At 55.8% G+C, this 15318-nt stretch carries 15 protein-coding genes; 12 read left to right on the plus strand and 3 right to left on the minus strand.

What is annotated here, in order from left to right; all coding sequences use genetic code 11:
* Positions 1–9: 9 nt before the first annotated feature.
* Complete coding sequence (locus A3L10_RS03055) at positions 10–1227, minus strand: methionine adenosyltransferase (RefSeq protein WP_088866349.1); 1218 nt, start codon at positions 1225–1227, stop codon at positions 10–12.
* 326 nt (positions 1228–1553) lie between these two features.
* Between A3L10_RS03055 and A3L10_RS03060 the strand changes: the two genes are divergently transcribed.
* Genes A3L10_RS03060 through A3L10_RS03080 form a run of 5 tightly spaced genes read left to right on the plus strand, consistent with a single transcriptional unit; the run spans position 1554 to position 4179 of the window.
* Complete coding sequence (locus tag A3L10_RS03060) at positions 1554–2174, plus strand: translin family protein (RefSeq protein WP_088866350.1); 621 nt, start codon at positions 1554–1556, stop codon at positions 2172–2174.
* A 28-nt stretch (positions 2175–2202) separates the two neighbouring features.
* The gene (locus A3L10_RS03065; RefSeq protein WP_088866351.1) at positions 2203–2778 is read left to right on the plus strand and encodes an endonuclease V; all 576 of its coding nucleotides are present in this window, start codon (positions 2203–2205) and stop codon (positions 2776–2778) included.
* Positions 2775–3413 carry a DUF120 domain-containing protein gene (locus A3L10_RS03070; RefSeq protein WP_088866352.1) on the plus strand — a complete coding sequence of 213 codons (639 nt, stop codon included), beginning with the start codon at positions 2775–2777 and terminating at the stop codon, positions 3411–3413. The genes A3L10_RS03065 and A3L10_RS03070 overlap by 4 nt, the downstream gene beginning before the upstream one ends.
* Positions 3410–3928: a hypothetical protein gene (locus A3L10_RS03075; protein WP_088866353.1), complete on the plus strand. Its 519-nt coding sequence runs from the start codon at positions 3410–3412 to the stop codon at positions 3926–3928. The genes A3L10_RS03070 and A3L10_RS03075 overlap by 4 nt, the downstream gene beginning before the upstream one ends.
* A 41-nt stretch (positions 3929–3969) precedes the next feature.
* The gene (locus tag A3L10_RS03080; protein ID WP_088180270.1) at positions 3970–4179 is read left to right on the plus strand and encodes a PRC-barrel domain-containing protein; all 210 of its coding nucleotides are present in this window, start codon (positions 3970–3972) and stop codon (positions 4177–4179) included.
* Here A3L10_RS03080 and A3L10_RS03085 read toward each other — a convergent pair whose 3' ends face one another.
* On the minus strand, positions 4180–5643 hold the full coding sequence (locus A3L10_RS03085; protein ID WP_088866354.1) for a DHH family phosphoesterase: 1464 nt from the start codon (positions 5641–5643) through the stop codon (positions 4180–4182). It lies immediately after the preceding gene.
* Positions 5644–5751: 108 nt separating this feature from the next.
* Here A3L10_RS03085 and A3L10_RS03090 point away from each other — a divergent pair, with 108 nt between their 5' ends.
* Positions 5752–7512: a hypothetical protein gene (locus A3L10_RS03090; protein ID WP_335755144.1), complete on the plus strand. Its 1761-nt coding sequence runs from the start codon at positions 5752–5754 to the stop codon at positions 7510–7512.
* 106 nt (positions 7513–7618) lie between these two features.
* On the opposite strand, the gene A3L10_RS03095 is transcribed toward A3L10_RS03090, so the two are convergent.
* The gene (locus tag A3L10_RS03095; RefSeq protein ID WP_088866356.1) at positions 7619–8359 is read right to left on the minus strand and encodes an RAD55 family ATPase; all 741 of its coding nucleotides are present in this window, start codon (positions 8357–8359) and stop codon (positions 7619–7621) included.
* A 166-nt stretch (positions 8360–8525) separates the two neighbouring features.
* On the opposite strand from A3L10_RS03095, the gene A3L10_RS03100 reads away from it, so the two are divergent.
* The 6 genes from A3L10_RS03100 to A3L10_RS03125 all read left to right on the plus strand — a co-directional run bounded on the left by A3L10_RS03100 (position 8526) and on the right by A3L10_RS03125 (position 15263).
* Positions 8526–9296 carry a helix-turn-helix transcriptional regulator gene (locus A3L10_RS03100; RefSeq protein WP_257789366.1) on the plus strand — a complete coding sequence of 257 codons (771 nt, stop codon included), beginning with the start codon at positions 8526–8528 and terminating at the stop codon, positions 9294–9296.
* Between the two features lie 19 nt (positions 9297–9315).
* On the plus strand, positions 9316–10239 hold the full coding sequence (locus tag A3L10_RS03105; protein WP_088866358.1) for a UbiA family prenyltransferase: 924 nt from the start codon (positions 9316–9318) through the stop codon (positions 10237–10239).
* A 57-nt stretch (positions 10240–10296) separates the two neighbouring features.
* Positions 10297–11166, plus strand: a complete 870-nt coding sequence (locus A3L10_RS03110) for a DMT family transporter (protein WP_088866359.1) — start codon at positions 10297–10299, stop codon at positions 11164–11166.
* 262 nt (positions 11167–11428) lie between these two features.
* Positions 11429–12001 (plus strand): CBS domain-containing protein, encoded by a 573-nt coding sequence (locus tag A3L10_RS03115; RefSeq protein ID WP_088180263.1) that lies wholly within the window; start codon positions 11429–11431, stop codon positions 11999–12001.
* A gap of 95 nt (positions 12002–12096) precedes the next feature.
* Complete coding sequence (locus A3L10_RS03120; protein WP_088866360.1) at positions 12097–13308, plus strand: hypothetical protein; 1212 nt, start codon at positions 12097–12099, stop codon at positions 13306–13308.
* Between the two features lie 89 nt (positions 13309–13397).
* Entirely contained in the window at positions 13398–15263 is a 1866-nt protein-coding gene (locus A3L10_RS03125) for an ABC transporter substrate-binding protein (RefSeq protein WP_335755145.1), read from the plus strand.
* Positions 15264–15318 lie beyond the last annotated feature (55 nt).

Raw genomic sequence — 15318 nt, forward strand, 5'->3', positions numbered from 1 at the left:
GAGAAAAGCTCAGAAGACGTTGAGCTTGTCCTCCAGTATCATCTTCTGTATCTTCGTTATGTCCGCGAGCCATGCATCCGCTATCTCGTAGGCCGGCTTCTGGATGGTCTCGAGGTGGTAGCCCTTCTTCGGGATAACCTGAACGCTCGCGACGAGCGGCTCGTCGATGGGCTTGCCTATCTGGCTGAGTATCCTGACGTAGACCTCCTCGACGCCCTCGACCTGTTCGGCGATGTCGTTGGCGATGAGCATCGAGAGGAGGTTGTAAATCTTTCCGACGTGGCTGACCGGGTTCTTTCCGGCAGCGGCCTCCATGCTCATGTGTCTGTTCGGGGTGATGAGGCCGTTAACACGGTTACCCCTTCCAACGCTACCGTCGTCGCCGGCCTCGGCGCTGGTTCCGGTGACGGTGATGTAGTAGATGCCCTTCTCCGGGTCGTCGGCGGTGTTGACGTAGATGTTGACCTTCCTCTCGGTGTGCTCCTCCGCAACCGAGCGGGCGGCCTCGTAGATGGCGTCCTTAACGGCCAGGTAGTCCTCGGGGGTCTGAACCTCGCTGTCAACTATCGCAGCGGCTATGGTGAGGTCTATCTCGTCGCCCTTCCTGAGGCCCATGACCTTGATGTCCTCACCGACGGCAGGATACTTCCTCTTGAACTCGTCGCTGTTGAGGAGCCTCTCGGTCTCGAGGACTATCCTCTCGGTCTCGCTGAGGGGAGCGTAGCCGACTCCAAAGCTGGTGTCGTTGGCGAGCGGAATCGGGTTCTCCTTGGCCTTGTTGAAGACTCCAACGAGGTCAACGCTTCCCTGACCTATGCGGGAGTCTATGACGACGTGGTTCTCGAGGTCCAGGTGGCGAACGGCCTTCTTGAGGTAGTCCTTGGCGGCCCTGATGGCTATCTCGTGAACCGGGAAGAACTCGCGGTCAACCATCTCGACGGCCCTTCCGGAGAGGAGGATGTATATCGGCTTGATGACCTCACCGCCCCCGAACTTCGGGTAGGCCCTTCCGCCGACGACCTCAACCTGGTCGGTGTTGTGGTGGAGTATGATTCCATACCTCTTGATGTACTCTCTGCTGAGCGCCCTGCTGACGGCCTCTGCTATTCCATCGGCTATGCTGTCCGGGTGGCCGATTCCCTTCCTTTCAACGAGCTCAACCTTCTGCATCTCAACCGGAGTCCTCATGAGCTCCTCAACCACTATGTTTCTAACCTTCTCAGCCATGATCGTCACCCCTCAAGGTCTGTATGGACGGCTCTGTTCATCACTTTATATATTTTTCGGCATGAATTCGGGAGCCGAATATTCCTGAGAGTTATCAACACCAAAATCCTTAAAATTTTTCCCGAAAATTCTCCATACGGCATCCGACGACGCCCGGTGGCCCGGTCCCCGGAGCGTTCGGGCAGCGATGAAGGGGTGCGACGATGCCGGGCGGACAGGGCTTGGTCTCCGGACCGCCCGAGGGTGCCGTCGAGCTGCCGATGATGGTGGGGGATGGCCAAGCCCACATTTTTAACCGGTTCTTCCTAACATCCCCCGGTGAGAGCATGGAGCTAAAGACTATCATAGATGAGATACGAACCGTGCTGGATGAGAAGGACGCCCTGAGGGAGGAGGCTCTGAGACTCACGAGGGAGATAGTTCGCCTGAGTGGGGATGCCATAAAGGCCCTCCACCGCGGCGAAGCCGAGAAAGCCTCCGACCGTCTCAAACTTGCCGGTGAGAGGGTAAAGAGCCTGAGGGAGAAGCTCAGAGAGCATCCCGACATATACTTCACGGGCTACGTTCAGAGCGCCCACCAGGAGTTCGTGGAGGCAAGCCTGTTCTTCGCGTACATCACGGGCGGGAGATTCCCGTCACCATCCGAACTGGGGGTTCCGCACGCGGACTACGCGCTGGGAATAGGCGACTTCATAGGGGAGCTGAGGAGGCGCTTCCTGATACTGCTCCTGGAGGGAGATATCGGGGGTGCCGAGGAGGTCTACCGTTTCATGGAGGCTATCTACGAGGAGCTCATGACTCTCGAGTATCCGAAGGGGCTCGTGAACATCAGGGGCAAGCAGGATCAGGCCAGGCACATCCTTGAGAGAACCCTCGAGGACCTGACGAGGGCAAAGCTGAGCAGGAAGCTAGAGGAGAAGCTGGAGACCGCGATTGGGAAAGAATGATGGCATAATTACATAATTCGGTGATTATGTGATTAATGAATTCGATGAAAAACTCCGGAAAATCGAGAGGATCCAGGAAAAGCTGGCATTGAGGGTAGAGGAGAGACCGCTCAGACCGGAGGAGGTAAAAACCGTCGCGGCGGTCGATGTCTCTTACCGAGGGGACACCGCCAGGGGTGCCTTCGTTCTCTGTTCTTATCCCGACTGCGAAGTCTTGAGGACGAAGGTCGTTGAGACCGAGGTTTCGTTCCCCTACATACCCACATTCTTTTTCCTGCGCGAGACCAGGCCCATCCTGCTGGCCCTCAGAGGAGAGGAATTCGACCTCCTCTTGGTGGAGGGGCACGGGAAGGCACATCCCAGGGGATACGGACTGGCCTGCCACATCGGCCTGCTCATCGAAAGGCCCGTGATAGGGGTCGCCAAGAGGCCCTTGAAGGGAGTCGCGGAGAAAGACTTCAGGAAGGTGGGAAAAGCTTATGTAAGCGTCGGCCATTTAGTCGACTTAGAATCTGCGGTGAGGCTCATCGAGCCCCTGCTTGAGGGAGGCTATCCAAAGCCGCTCAGGCTCGCCGACAGGCTATCGAAGAGGGGAGGCCTATGAAGAGGATAGAGATGCTCATACTGCTCGCCAGAAGAGGGGCGCTTGGAAAGAAGATAAAGATCACCCTTAGGGAACTCGCCAACGAGCTGGGAATCTCTCCCCAGTCGGTTCTCAGGCTCCTCGAGGAGATGGAGGAAGAGGGGCTCGTGGACAAGGAGGTAGTGGGAAGGAAAACGTACGTGGAGATCAGCCATGAGGGCCTGACCTTCCTTGAGAACCTGTGCGACGCCATTTCGGAGGCCCTCTACAACGGCATAATAATCGGCGAGGTAATCTCGGGAATAGGCGAGGGCGCGTACTACGTCAGGCAATACGCCCACCTGATGAGGGAGTATCTGGGATTCGAACCGTACCCCGGAACGCTCAACATTAGGGTGCTGTTTCCAAAGACCGTGTTCGATGCGTTCTGTGGCGTTAGACCCGTGATCCTTCCGGGTTTCGTGAAGGATGGAAGAACCTTCGGTGACGTCAAGGCCTACCGCGTTCAGATAGAGGACGTGGAAGGGGCGATAGTAATCCCGTCGAGGACCGTCCATCCCCCCAAGATAGCCGAGATAGTTGCCCCCGTCTGCCTGAGGGAAACCCTCGGGCTGAGAGACGGAGACAGGATAACCGTGAGGGTCGTGAAAGGATGAACTGGAAGTCGGTTCTCACTTGGGCGGGGGTTGGCTCCTTCGCTGGATTTGCGATAGCCGTTGCCATGTACTCCCCCAGAGGAAACGAAAACTTCGTGTACCTGATATACGCGGGCATGCTCCTTGGCGCCCTCCTCGGGGTGAGGTACCCCATCGAGAGCAGGGCGTCGGCGTACGCTTTCCCGCTGGGCTTCGCCGCCACGTCGCTCCTCGCGGGTCTATGGATGGTAAAACCGGTGGCGTCCAACGACATCTACACGTTCCTCGCCATCGTGATGGCGGCCATGATACTCGTAGGAGCCAGCGGGTTCTTCGACATGTTCCTCGTGCCCCTGACCTACTTCGGCGGCTTTGCCGTCGCCATGCTAACCTTCAAGGGTTATCAGCCCCTTCAGGGGACGGAGGGAGCTGTCGTCGGCCTATTCACGGTGGGGGTCATGGGGGCAATACTCGCGTTCTTTGCGGTCTTCGGAAGGTGGGCCTTCACCGCGGCCAGAAACATTCCCAGGAGGTAACGTTTAAATACGTTCACCGATAACCTAATTCGGTGATTAAAATGGTGATGCGCCTCTCAAGGCTCTACGGGAAGCAGATATACAACACCAAGGGCTACTACATCGGCTACGTTGACGAGATACTGATCGAGATCGATAGGGGGCAGGCCAGGATACTCGCCCTAGGCCTTCCTGGGGAGAAGGTGGGCGTGCCCTACGACAGGGTCACCGCGATTGGGGATATAATACTGGTAAAGGCAAGGGAAGAATGATCAACCCTCTTTAACTTTTAGCGCGTCCAGGAACTTTTCGGTTATGGCCTCTTCTGCCAGCCTCAGCAGCGAGCTCTTGTCCTTCGCGAGCTTGAATATTCCAAGCGGAATTCTGGCACCGCCGGACTGCGTGTGTCCGCCGCCGCTACCTATGTCGCCGAAAGCCTCCCTGAGAACGGTCCCGATGTTGACCCTAACATCGCGGGTTCTCGCGGATATCTCTATCCTGTCGTCAACGATTCCAAACACCAGAACGGTCGTTATGCCCTCCAGCCGGAGGAGGAAGTCGGCCGACTCGGCTATGGCGTCGCGGTTGGTGATGAAGCCAACGTTGCTGACGACGACGTTCTTGTATATGCGGCGGTTCATTATGGCCTTGGCCAGTATCTCGGCCGTCTCAGTGCTTATGTCGGGGTGCTCTATCTTATCGAGGAGCTCGTAATCAACCTTGCCCGCCAAGAACTCGATGGCCTTGAGGTCAACGTGGCTCAGCTTGGAGAACTTCTTGGTGTCTATGTAGATGCCGTAGAAGAGGGCCGTCCCGAGAGTCGGTGTGACCGATATGTTGAGGGTACGGAGGTATTCGGCCAGTATGGCGGACGATGAGTTCACCTCGGGCCTTATATCGAGGAAGGCATCGTCGGGGAGGAGTTCCTGAAGGTGCTGGAGTATCTGGTGGTGGTCTATGAGTATCTTTATCTTTTCGTAGTCGTTGCCCTCCAGTATCGTCAGGTTCCCGTTGGGCTGGCAGTCCACGAGGGCTATCACTGGGTAGCGCTTGAGCTCGTAGGAACCGCGGGAAATCTTCCTTATGTCAACGCCGAGGAGGTTGACGAAGGCCCTGTTCTCATGGTGCGTTATCTCGCCCCCGTAGACTATCTGGGTCTTGAAGCCGAGCGTCTGGGCTATGACACTGAGTGCCGTCGCGCTGGCTATGGCATCCGGGTCCGGATTATCGTGCATGACTATAAGAAGGGAGTCGTTCTTGGACTTGAGCTCCTTGAGCTTCCTTACGAGAAGGTTTGCGTTCTTCCTCTCGCCCAGCATCATTACGGTCTTTACCATGACGTCCTTGAGGGCGCTCCTCGGGGAAATCGCGTAGTCAACCTTAACCTCTGCCTCAAACTCCTCGTTTATCTGCGAGACGAGCTCGTCGAGGCTCACCTCGTCGGGGAGAACCGTTAGAATGGGAACCTCCTTGTTGTTGGTTCTTATGACGTAAACAGTCTTCTTTATTGTGTCAACGTCCATCGTGGCGATTATAACGAGTTCTGCTTTGTCTATACCGGCCTTCAGCAGGGTCGCGGTGTAGGAAAAATCACCCTGAACAACCTGAAAACCGCTATCCTCAAGGGCCTTTGCGCGGAGTTGATCCTTCTCGATGATTATAACCTCAAACTCCCCTTTGAGGGAGTCTGCTATCGAGCGGCCGATTGCGCCACCTCCGAGTATCAGCACCCGCATGTTTCTCACCTTTTTGCACAATAATGTTTAAATACAAGCGCCGATATACTAAGACGGTGAACTCCTTTCGGGATTTCTTTGATAGAGGGATATATATAGCTAATGGTGATGAGCATGCAGCTGCCGGACAAGCAACCGCTCATTGAGAACGTGGTAGTGACGTCGGCGGGGGAGCTGAAGGGCCTCGTTGAAGAGGGCCTCTCAAAGGGCAACGGAGCGTTTCTAAAGATATTCGCCAAGGATTCAAGCGGTAAATACTACCTGACCATACTCCTCGACAGGTCCAAGATTCTAGCCGCGGAGTGCCTCCTCGTGGACAAGAAACAGGACCTCAGCGGGGAAGAGGCAATCAGCGTGTTGAAGTCACTCATTGGTAAACCCATGGTCATTGACGTTTATGACCTTGACGAGCTGGAGATCAAGCTTTCAATAGCGGATAACGTTGATGTTTACGTCCAGACCCCAAAGATACCGCTAGAGGAACTCCTCGGAAAGGCGGAGGAAGGGCCGCCGGCCAAGGAGGAGATGAAGGCAACGACAACCGCAGCGGTGGCCAAAAGTGAGGTTCCAGCGACGCTCCCGGTGGTCGAGAAGATAAAGGCTGAAGCGAAGGTCGAGGAGACCGCCGAAGAGAAACCCGAGGCAGTGCCAGAACCAAAACCCGCTCCGGCGCCCGTGGAGGAGAAGAAGCCAGCCCCCGCCGGAAAGCCCGAGGTTGTTGTCAACCTTAGTGGGGGAAGCGTTCCCGAGAAGGCCTTCCAGGTCTACGCCGAAGACCTGCTCAAGGAGGCCAAGAGGATCAAGGGACTGAGGATCAACAAGATTGAGTTCGATGCAAACGTCGGTGAGGGAGTGGTCTACCTCAACGTTCACATCTACGGAAACTCCGATGGCAGCGCCAGGGACATAGAGATAGCGGAGAAGAGAATGCTCCACGCGGTTAGCAAGTACGCGCCGGTTCTCCTGAGGGAGGCGGAGGTTAAACCGATAGTCAAGGACGTCAGCGTCGTCATAGACGGCCAGGAAGTGAAGCCCCAGGAGATAGTGGATAGGGACAAAAAGAAGACGGGCAACGTGACGAAGGACGGCAGGATAAGCCTCGCGGTTCTGGAGGATGTATGGCCCTACTTCAGCGCGTACGCCAGAACGGTCGTCACGGAGATAGAGAGCGCGGGAATTCGGGTCAAGAAGGCCTACTTCGACGTGAAGGGAAGGAGGGAGTTCGAGATAAACCTCTCGATGGTCGCGGAGGCCGGGATGACCAAGGAGGCCGTCGAGAGAATAGCCCGGGACGTCCTCACCAGGCATGCCAGGGAGCTCGGAAGGTCCCTCAAGCGCTACATAACCGTGCACAACATCGACGTTGAGATCCTCGCGCCTGCGGTCACCTCCAAGACCACCAAAGAAACTGCAGTGACGACGTCGAGCAAAGCCGCCGAGGTTCTGGCAAAGAAGGAACTCCTCGAGAAGGAGGTCGAGCAGCTCCTGAAGCAGGCGGGAATAGATGAACTCGCCCCGTTCACCGAGGAAAAGAAGAAGGAAGCCGAGGAAGCCATGCTGAAGGGGCGCATCGAGCCGGCCATCGAGACGCTGAAGACCAGGATACACGCCGAGATGAAGATGATTCCAAGGGTCACGTTCAAGTGGCTCAAGCTGAACCACGAGATCAAGGATTCGACGATTCAGCTCGATATAGAGGCCAGCTTCCTGAGGGAGGAAACGGGGGGACTCTTCGGCTCGTTCTCGGGAGTCTCGGATAGCAAGATCAAGAAGGACATCGAGGACGCCATAAGGCGCATCCTGAAGGAAGTTTCAAAGGAGTACAGCATAAGGATAGAGCTGAGGAGGCTCAACATTATCATCCGCTGATTTCTTTTTATTCAATCAGCACTCAAGATCGTCATCATCCTGACGTCAGTTCTGCCGAGGTCATCACATACTTGGTTCGTGTCCGAGGATTTATAATCCTGCCCCCTCAGCCCCGTGGAGCAGCGAGCGGCATGATGTTCTGGTGTTTGATATCGTACCTGTAAGCCTTGGGTTCAAACTTAGCCAGAGGAGACTTGAGGACGTACATCTGCTCGGAGATTCCATAGTCACCTTTCTTGCTTGAGAATTCAAGCACGTAATCGTTGAACTCAATGTTCCATGAGAGGAACCCTCTGGAAACCCTATCGGCTCCGAGGAGGTACAGTGAAAAGAGGTGCCTGCCGTTTATGATGCGGTTGGAGAGGAGACGCTTGATGAGCTTTATGCTTCTGTCCTCATCGATTTCGAAGGCCATTCCATCGAGCGAGAACACGAAATCAACGACCTCCGTCTTGTCGGTTTTTCTGAATATCTCCCTGTATATCTGCTCAAGCTTCGGAATGTAGGTCTCGGGGTTGAAGCCCTCTATCCTGTAAACGTATTCCTCTTGGTGATGGAATCCGTATCTCGAGCCGAAAACGTCAATTATGACGAGGTTTCCCTTCTCACCTTCCTCCTCTATGTCAAGGCCCGCGGAGTTGGCGCGCAGGATCAGCCTCGGAAGGGGAAGGTTGTAGTTTATGATGATTCCCAGGGCTCCGTTGGATATCTGGTGCTTCAGTATCTCAAAGGGCAACGCCCAGCCTAGAGAGAAAGAGTCATAAATGACCAGCAAGCTGGAATTCTTCACGATTCCACCGCCAACGGCGGCATCAATGTAGTCTATTCCAGACGTTACCACCTTCATGTGTTTCACGCCACCTCATTTGTACGTTTGGGTATATAACGTTTTTGCTCTCCAACAACAAAATTGTTCTGGTTGAACAAAAATTCCGGGTTCGAGAAAAGTTTATTAGGAGGATAACCAAAAAAGAACGGGAGGAGAAGCCATGAATCCTGAAAACGTGCTCAAAATGGTTATAACCTCCAGCGTGCGCCATAAAGTGTTGCTCGCTCTCTCGGAAGGGCCAAAAACTCTCGGGGAGATTCACGGCCAGGTGGGCTCGACCAAATCCACAATCTCACATGCACTCAGCGATCTTATGGATGAGATGCTCATAATTCAAGAGCCCGAGACCAAGCAGTACCAGCTCACCAACCTAGGCTACCTCGTGTCCCTTCAGATGAAGAACATAATGGGGGCGCTGGAGAGCATCAGGAAGTTTGAGGAGTTCTGGCTATCCCACGATTTGAGCGGCATCCCCGAGGAGCTTCTGCTGAGGATAGGTGACCTAAGGGATTCGGAGCTCCATACCACGACGCCGGAGTATCTGAAGCTGCCCCACGAAATCTACATGGAGCTCATAAGGACGTCCAAATGGATTAAGGGGGTCTCCCCGATACTGTTCGCCGATTATCCCGAGGAGTTTCTGGAGCTGGCGTTTGGAGAGGAGGTGGACATCGAGATAATAACGACCAGAACCGTGTACGAGAAGCTGGTTGAGCTATCGGCCCCAGAGGCCGTTGAGAAGGTCCGAAACCTTCCGAACGTCAGGCTGTACGTTATAGACGAGAACCCGAAGGTCGCTTTCACGGTGACCAACAACTTCCTGTCCCTGGGCCTGTTCCTTCCCAACGGAACCTACGATATGATGAACGACCTGATCAGCACCAGCGAGCGGGCCAAGAAGTGGGGAATAGAACTCTTCGAGCACTACAAGAGGAGGGCCGAGAGGGTTATCTGACCGGTTTAATCACAGATTAATGAAGGGTATGAGACTGTCATTTGATTACACCAGGTACTCGCAAGGGGGCGGCGTTGGGAACACCGTCGGCTCAGGCTTTGGGTTAATTTTGAGTCTGTTCAATTTCCTCATCTCCACGTCGGTGTTTCTGGCCGCAAGCGGCGTGTTTAAACTGTGTCTCTCCTTTCTGCTCTACGGTGTGGCTCCCCAATGGAACCTTCTAGCGGCCACGTTCCTCCTCGTCTTCAGCGTCTACGGCATCAACAAGCTGACCGACATCAAGGAGGACGAGGTCAACAATCCTGAGAGGGTCGGTTACGTGAAGAGGGTTGCCAAAGCTCTCAAGTACGCGGTGGTGCTGTCCCTCGTTCTGGCCGTTTTATTGAGCGCCCTCACGAGCCCGCTGGCTGTTCTGGTCGTTCTGTTCCCCATAGTTGCGGGCGCCCTTTACAGCATCAGGCTGATCCCAGGTTATCCGAGGCTCAAGGACATCACGGGGGTCAAGAACCTGATAATAGCCGTCACCTGGGCGAACGGAACGGCGTTCCTCCCGTACCTGGTTGCCAGCGGGGTTGCACTCCAAAAGGTCGCCCTCATCTACTACTTCTTCTTCATGAAGAGCATGATAAACACTATACTCTTCGACGTCAGGGACATCGAGGGGGACAGGATAAACGGCATACAGACGATCCCCGTGAAGCTGGGGCTGGAAAAGAGCAGGGCGCTGCTGCTCCTGCTGAACTCGACGTTCATACCCTGGATCATAGCGGCCCACAGCCTTGGATACTTTGGAAAGTACATGTCCGTGCTGGCCTTCGCGATTCTGAACGGCTACGCCTACATCCTGTATTTCGCCCGGAGGAACTACAGGCCCGGCAAGGTTCTCGACGTCTGGGTTGACGGGGAGTGGTTCTACACCCTGTCCCTGGCAATGGTCATATGAATTCTTCGTTCTCCATCGAAACGCTAAGTTTTTAAGCTAAACGTCACCGGTTCTCACATGGACGGCGTAATCCTCGGTGTTCTGGCTGCATTGGGCTCTGCGGTTTCATGGGCGGCCTCCACCATACTGATAAAAGTCGGCATGAGGAACAAAAGCCCCGTTGCAGCCAACATATTCCGGCTCTACGCCGTCGCGGTGATGTTCGCCGTTGTGTTCTGGATAAACGGTACTTTCTCCCAGATAGCCCATCTCACCCCGACCCTCCTGGCGGTCGCCTTCGTTTCGGGTCTCTTCGGCTTCGTTATTGGCGATTACTTCTACCTGAACGCCCTGAAGATGATGGGCGTTTCCAGAACGGTTCCGATAACCTCCACGTACCCTCTCTGGGCGATACTGTGGGCGTTCCTTTTTCTAGGCAGGAGGATAAGCCCCCAGGTGATAATCGGGGCCGTTCTCGTCGTCACGGCCATAGTGGTTGTCCGGCGGGCGGAGGAGGAAGAGAGGATTGACCCCAAGGGTTTCGTATTCGCGCTCCTCGCCCCGCTCTCATGGAGCTTTGCGATCCTGACGATGGACTGGCTGACTACCAGCATAGACGTCCTCCCGCTGGCTGGAATAAGGATGATGTTCGCGGCGGTTGGAGTCTCCCTCTTCCTGCCCAAGTACGGGGCGGAGGTTAGGAGGATAACCCTCAGGGAGGCCCTTCTCCTCATCGGCGCGGCACTCACGGGCCTAATGCTCGGCCAGTACCTCTTCGTCTACTCGATAAACCAGGTTGGCTCCCAGATAGCCGCCCCGGTATCTGCGGTGAACCCGATAATAGCCTCCGCCCTCGCTATAGTCCTCCTGAAGGAGCCGCCGAACAAGAAGATACTTGAGGGCCTTATCCTCGCGGTTCTCGGAGTGATACTCATCTCGACGGCATGAGGCGCAGGTTTTTAAGTTCTCACTCATATATTTAATCGCCGACAGTGAGGGGACAATGCGTCTCCTCATGGGCTCGGTTTACCCGCCTCCGCGAGGTATCGGGTTCCGTGAGCGGAGCGTGCTCACGCCGAGCCCACAGGGCCGGGAGCATCCACCCGCGCGAGCGAATGAACGCGGGCCTCTGTACCCGGCCCACACTTCGACGCCCTTCTGAGGAAGACTTATAACTTCCGGGACTGAAGTAAATAACTGGTGGTTATGTATGGTGATAATCCCCCGCCCGATAGACCCGAGGGAGATAAGGCGAATCAGGAAGGAACTCGACATAACCCAGGAGGAGCTCGCGGAAAAGGCAGGCGTGACCCAAGCTTACATCGCCAAACTTGAGGCGGGGAAGGTTGACCCCAGGCTCTCGACCTTCAATCGGATTCTCCAGGCCCTGTTGGAATGCAAGAAGGCCCAGCTCAAGGCGAAGGACGTCATGTCCTCCCCGGTCATCTCGGTCAAGCCCTATGAGCTCGTCGAAAACGTCATCAAGATAATGAACGAGCACAACATCTCCCAGATTCCAGTCATAGCGGGCAACAAGGTCGTCGGCTCGGTGACGGAGCGAACGCTGGTCAGGCAAAGCCTTGAGTACGAGGACATCTACGACCGAAAGGTCATGGAGGTAATGGAGGAGCCCTTCCCCATAGTCAACGAGGACGAAGACCTCGAGGTCGTCAAGTATCTGCTGGAGGAACACCCGGCCGTTCTCGTTCAGAACAGGGAGGGGAAAGTTGAAGGCATCATAACCCGAGTGGACATATTCAGGATTGGAAAGGGGAAGGAGTAATATTCTTCCCACGGTCTTATCCAATTTTGGAAACGTTTTTATCGTTTACCACCCCAGTAGTTTTAAAGGACGAATAAGACGCGGGGGAATGGCCGATGAGGAAGCTGCCAATCACGTTGATTCTTTTCGTCGTTCTCTTGTCCCAGTACGTCAGTGCCACAAGCATAGCGGTTGACGTTTCACACAATGAGGGAACGGTCGCGCTCGTCTCACCGATAGTCGACCCAACAACCGGGCGAATCGTTGCAGAGGGCATCATACCGACCCTATCGTGGTACGAGTGGGGCTACATAGGATACAGCCCGGAGCTGAGGAAGGCAAAGGTCGTCCATCTGGGGAGCACCATAACCTACGACGCCCTGAAAAACGTGGACGTCCTGGTGATCGGACAGCTGTGGGAGGGTCTCTCACAGGATGAGATAGCCGCCATCGTGAGATGGTTCTCCGAGGGAGGAAAGGTCCTGTGGGTCTCCGGAGACTGCGACAGGAAGGAGAGCGCCTACGTACAGCGCAACGCCAACGAACTCCTCTCCGCTATACCCGGGGTAAAGCTCAGAATAGACTACGCCACGGCAAAGGATACGTTCAGCAACGCTGGAAAGAGCGCCTACGTTTCCGGCTTCGTGAGGGTTGACCTTGAAACCCCCGACGCGAACGTTCTCAACAGGGGATACCAGGGGGAGATTGGCAAGGTCCTCTTCCACGAACCCGGCGTCCTGGCGTGGGTGGACGGCGATGGCAAATGGCACCCCCTAGTGGCGGGGGAGATTCCGGATGGCGTCTATAGGATAGTCACGACCAGCGGCAACGGAGTGATAGAGGACGACTATCCCCCAGAGGCAAGGACGTACAAGGCATGGGAGCAGGGACTGTTCACGCTCCTAGCGGCGGAGTTCGTAAAGCTTCCCAATGGGGCGGAGAGCATTCTCATAGTCAGCGCCGAAAGTCCCTACGGCAGCCCGGTGCCGATATGGGTCAACAGGTACGGCAGCTACCTCTTCGACGGCCAGCAGTTCGTTACAAACCTTCTCCAGTGGGCGACCCTCGAGGCCTCCAGGATGAAGCCCGCGGTGGAGACAACGACGACAACCACCTCTTCAAAAACGACGACAACAACCACTACAACTCACAGCACGTCCAGCGTCACAACCACCACAACAACCACCACGCAGGAGAGTGCTACTGCGGACGTCACCACCACGACAACGTCGACCTCCGGGGGAACGCCCCTCTGGATCATAGGGGTCATCATTGTCCTGCTCATAGGAACCGCTGCCCTGGTGTTCCTGCTCATCAAGAGGCCGTGAGGCCGTCTCTTCTTTTTCCTTGATGGCAAAAATATCCAACAACTTTATATACCTTCGGCCAAATCAGTGATGGACAAATAATCCAGGTGATGCATATGAAGAAGACCGCCGTCTTGCTCATGATTCTCATGCTGGGCGCGGTTATGGCCGCGGGTTGTATCGGCGGAAATGCCACCACAACCACGGGCAGTGGAAGCCCCAGCGAGAGCCACTCGCCGCTGACCACAACGACGTCCAGCGCCTCTGAATTCGAAACAACCACATCCTCCGTGGAGAGCCACTATCCCATCACCGTCACGGATTTTGTGAACAGAACGGTCACGATAGAATCCGAGCCCAAGCGCGTCGTCACCATCGCCCCGAGCATAACTGAGGACCTCTACTACCTCGGTCTCTTCGACCGGGTTGTCGGGGTCACCGACTTTGACGACTTTCCTCCAGGAGTTGCGAACGTTACGAGGATAGGCGGCTACGGGAAGTACGCGAACCTTGAGGTCATAGCGTCGCTTAACCCCGACCTGATACTCGTTGACAGCTTTTCGATGGCCATCCTCGGCGACCTTGAAAAGATAGCCCCGGTAGTAGTCGTTGACCCTCACAGCGTGAACGACATCCCGAGGGCGCTTGAGCTCCTTGGGGGGGTCTTCAACGTACGGGAGAGCGCCAAGAAGGCCACTGCCGAGTTCCAGGAAGGGATAAAGGCGATAAGTTCGATGGTCGCAGGGGAGCCCAAGGTTGAAGTCTTCTACGTCGTCTGGAGCAACCCGCTCATGACGGCTGGAGGAGGAACCTTCATCAGCGACATTATCGAGCTAGCCGGCGGGGAGAACATCTTCAGCGACACCACGGGCTGGCCGACGGTGAGCCCCGAACAGGTGCTGGAGCGCGACCCGGAGGTAATACTGCTCACCCCACACTGCGGCATGACCGTTCAGGACGTCTACAAAGGGCCGCTGGCGAACACGAAGGCCGCCAGGGAGGGCAGGGTCTACGTGATTGAGAACGAGAACGACCTTATACACCCCAGCCCCCGCGTTGTTATGGGACTTGAGGCCGTGGCAAAGCTCCTTCATCCCGACGCCTTCCAGGTGAGTTATCCCATCACCGTCATCGACTTTGCCGGGAGGAAGGTCACCCTCGAGAGCGAGCCCCAGAGGATAGTCTCGCTCGCACCCAGCATAACTGAGAGCCTGTTCTACATAGGCGCGGGAGATAAGGTCGTTGGCGTGACCGACTACGACGACTTCCCGCCGGCGGTGAAGAACATCACCAGGGTCGGCGGCTACGGCAAATACGCCAACCTGGAAACCATAGCATCTCTCCAGCCGGACCTCATACTCGCGGACGGCTTTTCCACTGACATCCTCGACAGCCTGGAGAGGATAGCTCCGGTTATCATAGTCGACCCCAAGAACATCACGGATATTTACAACGCCCTCGAGTTGCTCGGCAGGGTAACCAACCGTGAGGAGGGGGCGAGGTCTGTTGCAGCCGAGATGAAGGCGGAGGTGAGCTACGTCTCCGCGATGGTCGCCGGGAAGCCAAAAGTCAGGACGTTCTTCATCCTCAGCTACTACAACGGCTACTGGACGGCCGGAGCGGGAACCTTCGTCAACGACCTCATAACCCTCGCCGGCGGAGAGAACATCTTCGACGATGTAAGCGGCTGGGGAGCGGCGAGCGAGGAGCAGATAATCGCAAGAAACCCGGAGGTCATCATAATCTCACCGAACGCGGGGATAAAGCCCGAGGACCTCTGTTCGGGCCCGCTCTCCGAGGTTGATGCGGTCAAGAACGGGCACGTTTACGTCCTCAGCGATGAGAACCTCGTGGTCAGGCCCGGTCCGAGGATAGTCCACGGCCTCGAGGAGATAGCGGAATACCTGCATCCAGACGTCTTCAACTACCAGCCCCAGCCGCTCGCGTGCAACGCCACCGCTTCGGCTGGAGGCTGAGCCTTTGTTTTCACTTTTCGGGCAATCGTTAAAAAGCCCGTTTCCAACTTTTCTT

The organism is Thermococcus radiotolerans (assembly GCF_002214565.1).
GTDB lineage: Archaea > Methanobacteriota_B > Thermococci > Thermococcales > Thermococcaceae > Thermococcus > Thermococcus radiotolerans.

Bases quoted from the DNA above. Each gene is read 5' to 3' on its own strand.
- A3L10_RS03055 (WP_088866349.1), bottom strand. From the start codon at position 1,227: ATGGCTGAGAAGGTTAGAAACATAGTGGTTGAGGAGCTCATGAGGACT.
- A3L10_RS03060 (WP_088866350.1), top strand. From the start codon at position 1,554: ATGGAGCTAAAGACTATCATAGATGAGATACGAACCGTGCTGGATGAG.
- A3L10_RS03070 (WP_088866352.1), top strand. From the start codon at position 2,775: ATGAAGAGGATAGAGATGCTCATACTGCTCGCCAGAAGAGGGGCGCTT.
- A3L10_RS03075 (WP_088866353.1), top strand. From the start codon at position 3,410: ATGAACTGGAAGTCGGTTCTCACTTGGGCGGGGGTTGGCTCCTTCGCT.
- A3L10_RS03080 (WP_088180270.1), top strand. From the start codon at position 3,970: ATGGTGATGCGCCTCTCAAGGCTCTACGGGAAGCAGATATACAACACC.
- A3L10_RS03085 (WP_088866354.1), bottom strand. From the start codon at position 5,643: ATGCGGGTGCTGATACTCGGAGGTGGCGCAATCGGCCGCTCGATAGCA.
- A3L10_RS03090 (WP_335755144.1), top strand. From the start codon at position 5,752: ATGAGCATGCAGCTGCCGGACAAGCAACCGCTCATTGAGAACGTGGTA.
- A3L10_RS03095 (WP_088866356.1), bottom strand. From the start codon at position 8,359: ATGAAGGTGGTAACGTCTGGAATAGACTACATTGATGCCGCCGTTGGC.
- A3L10_RS03100 (WP_257789366.1), top strand. From the start codon at position 8,526: ATGGTTATAACCTCCAGCGTGCGCCATAAAGTGTTGCTCGCTCTCTCG.
- A3L10_RS03105 (WP_088866358.1), top strand. From the start codon at position 9,316: ATGAAGGGTATGAGACTGTCATTTGATTACACCAGGTACTCGCAAGGG.
- A3L10_RS03110 (WP_088866359.1), top strand. From the start codon at position 10,297: ATGGACGGCGTAATCCTCGGTGTTCTGGCTGCATTGGGCTCTGCGGTT.
- A3L10_RS03115 (WP_088180263.1), top strand. From the start codon at position 11,429: ATGGTGATAATCCCCCGCCCGATAGACCCGAGGGAGATAAGGCGAATC.
- A3L10_RS03120 (WP_088866360.1), top strand. From the start codon at position 12,097: ATGAGGAAGCTGCCAATCACGTTGATTCTTTTCGTCGTTCTCTTGTCC.
- A3L10_RS03125 (WP_335755145.1), top strand. From the start codon at position 13,398: ATGCATATGAAGAAGACCGCCGTCTTGCTCATGATTCTCATGCTGGGC.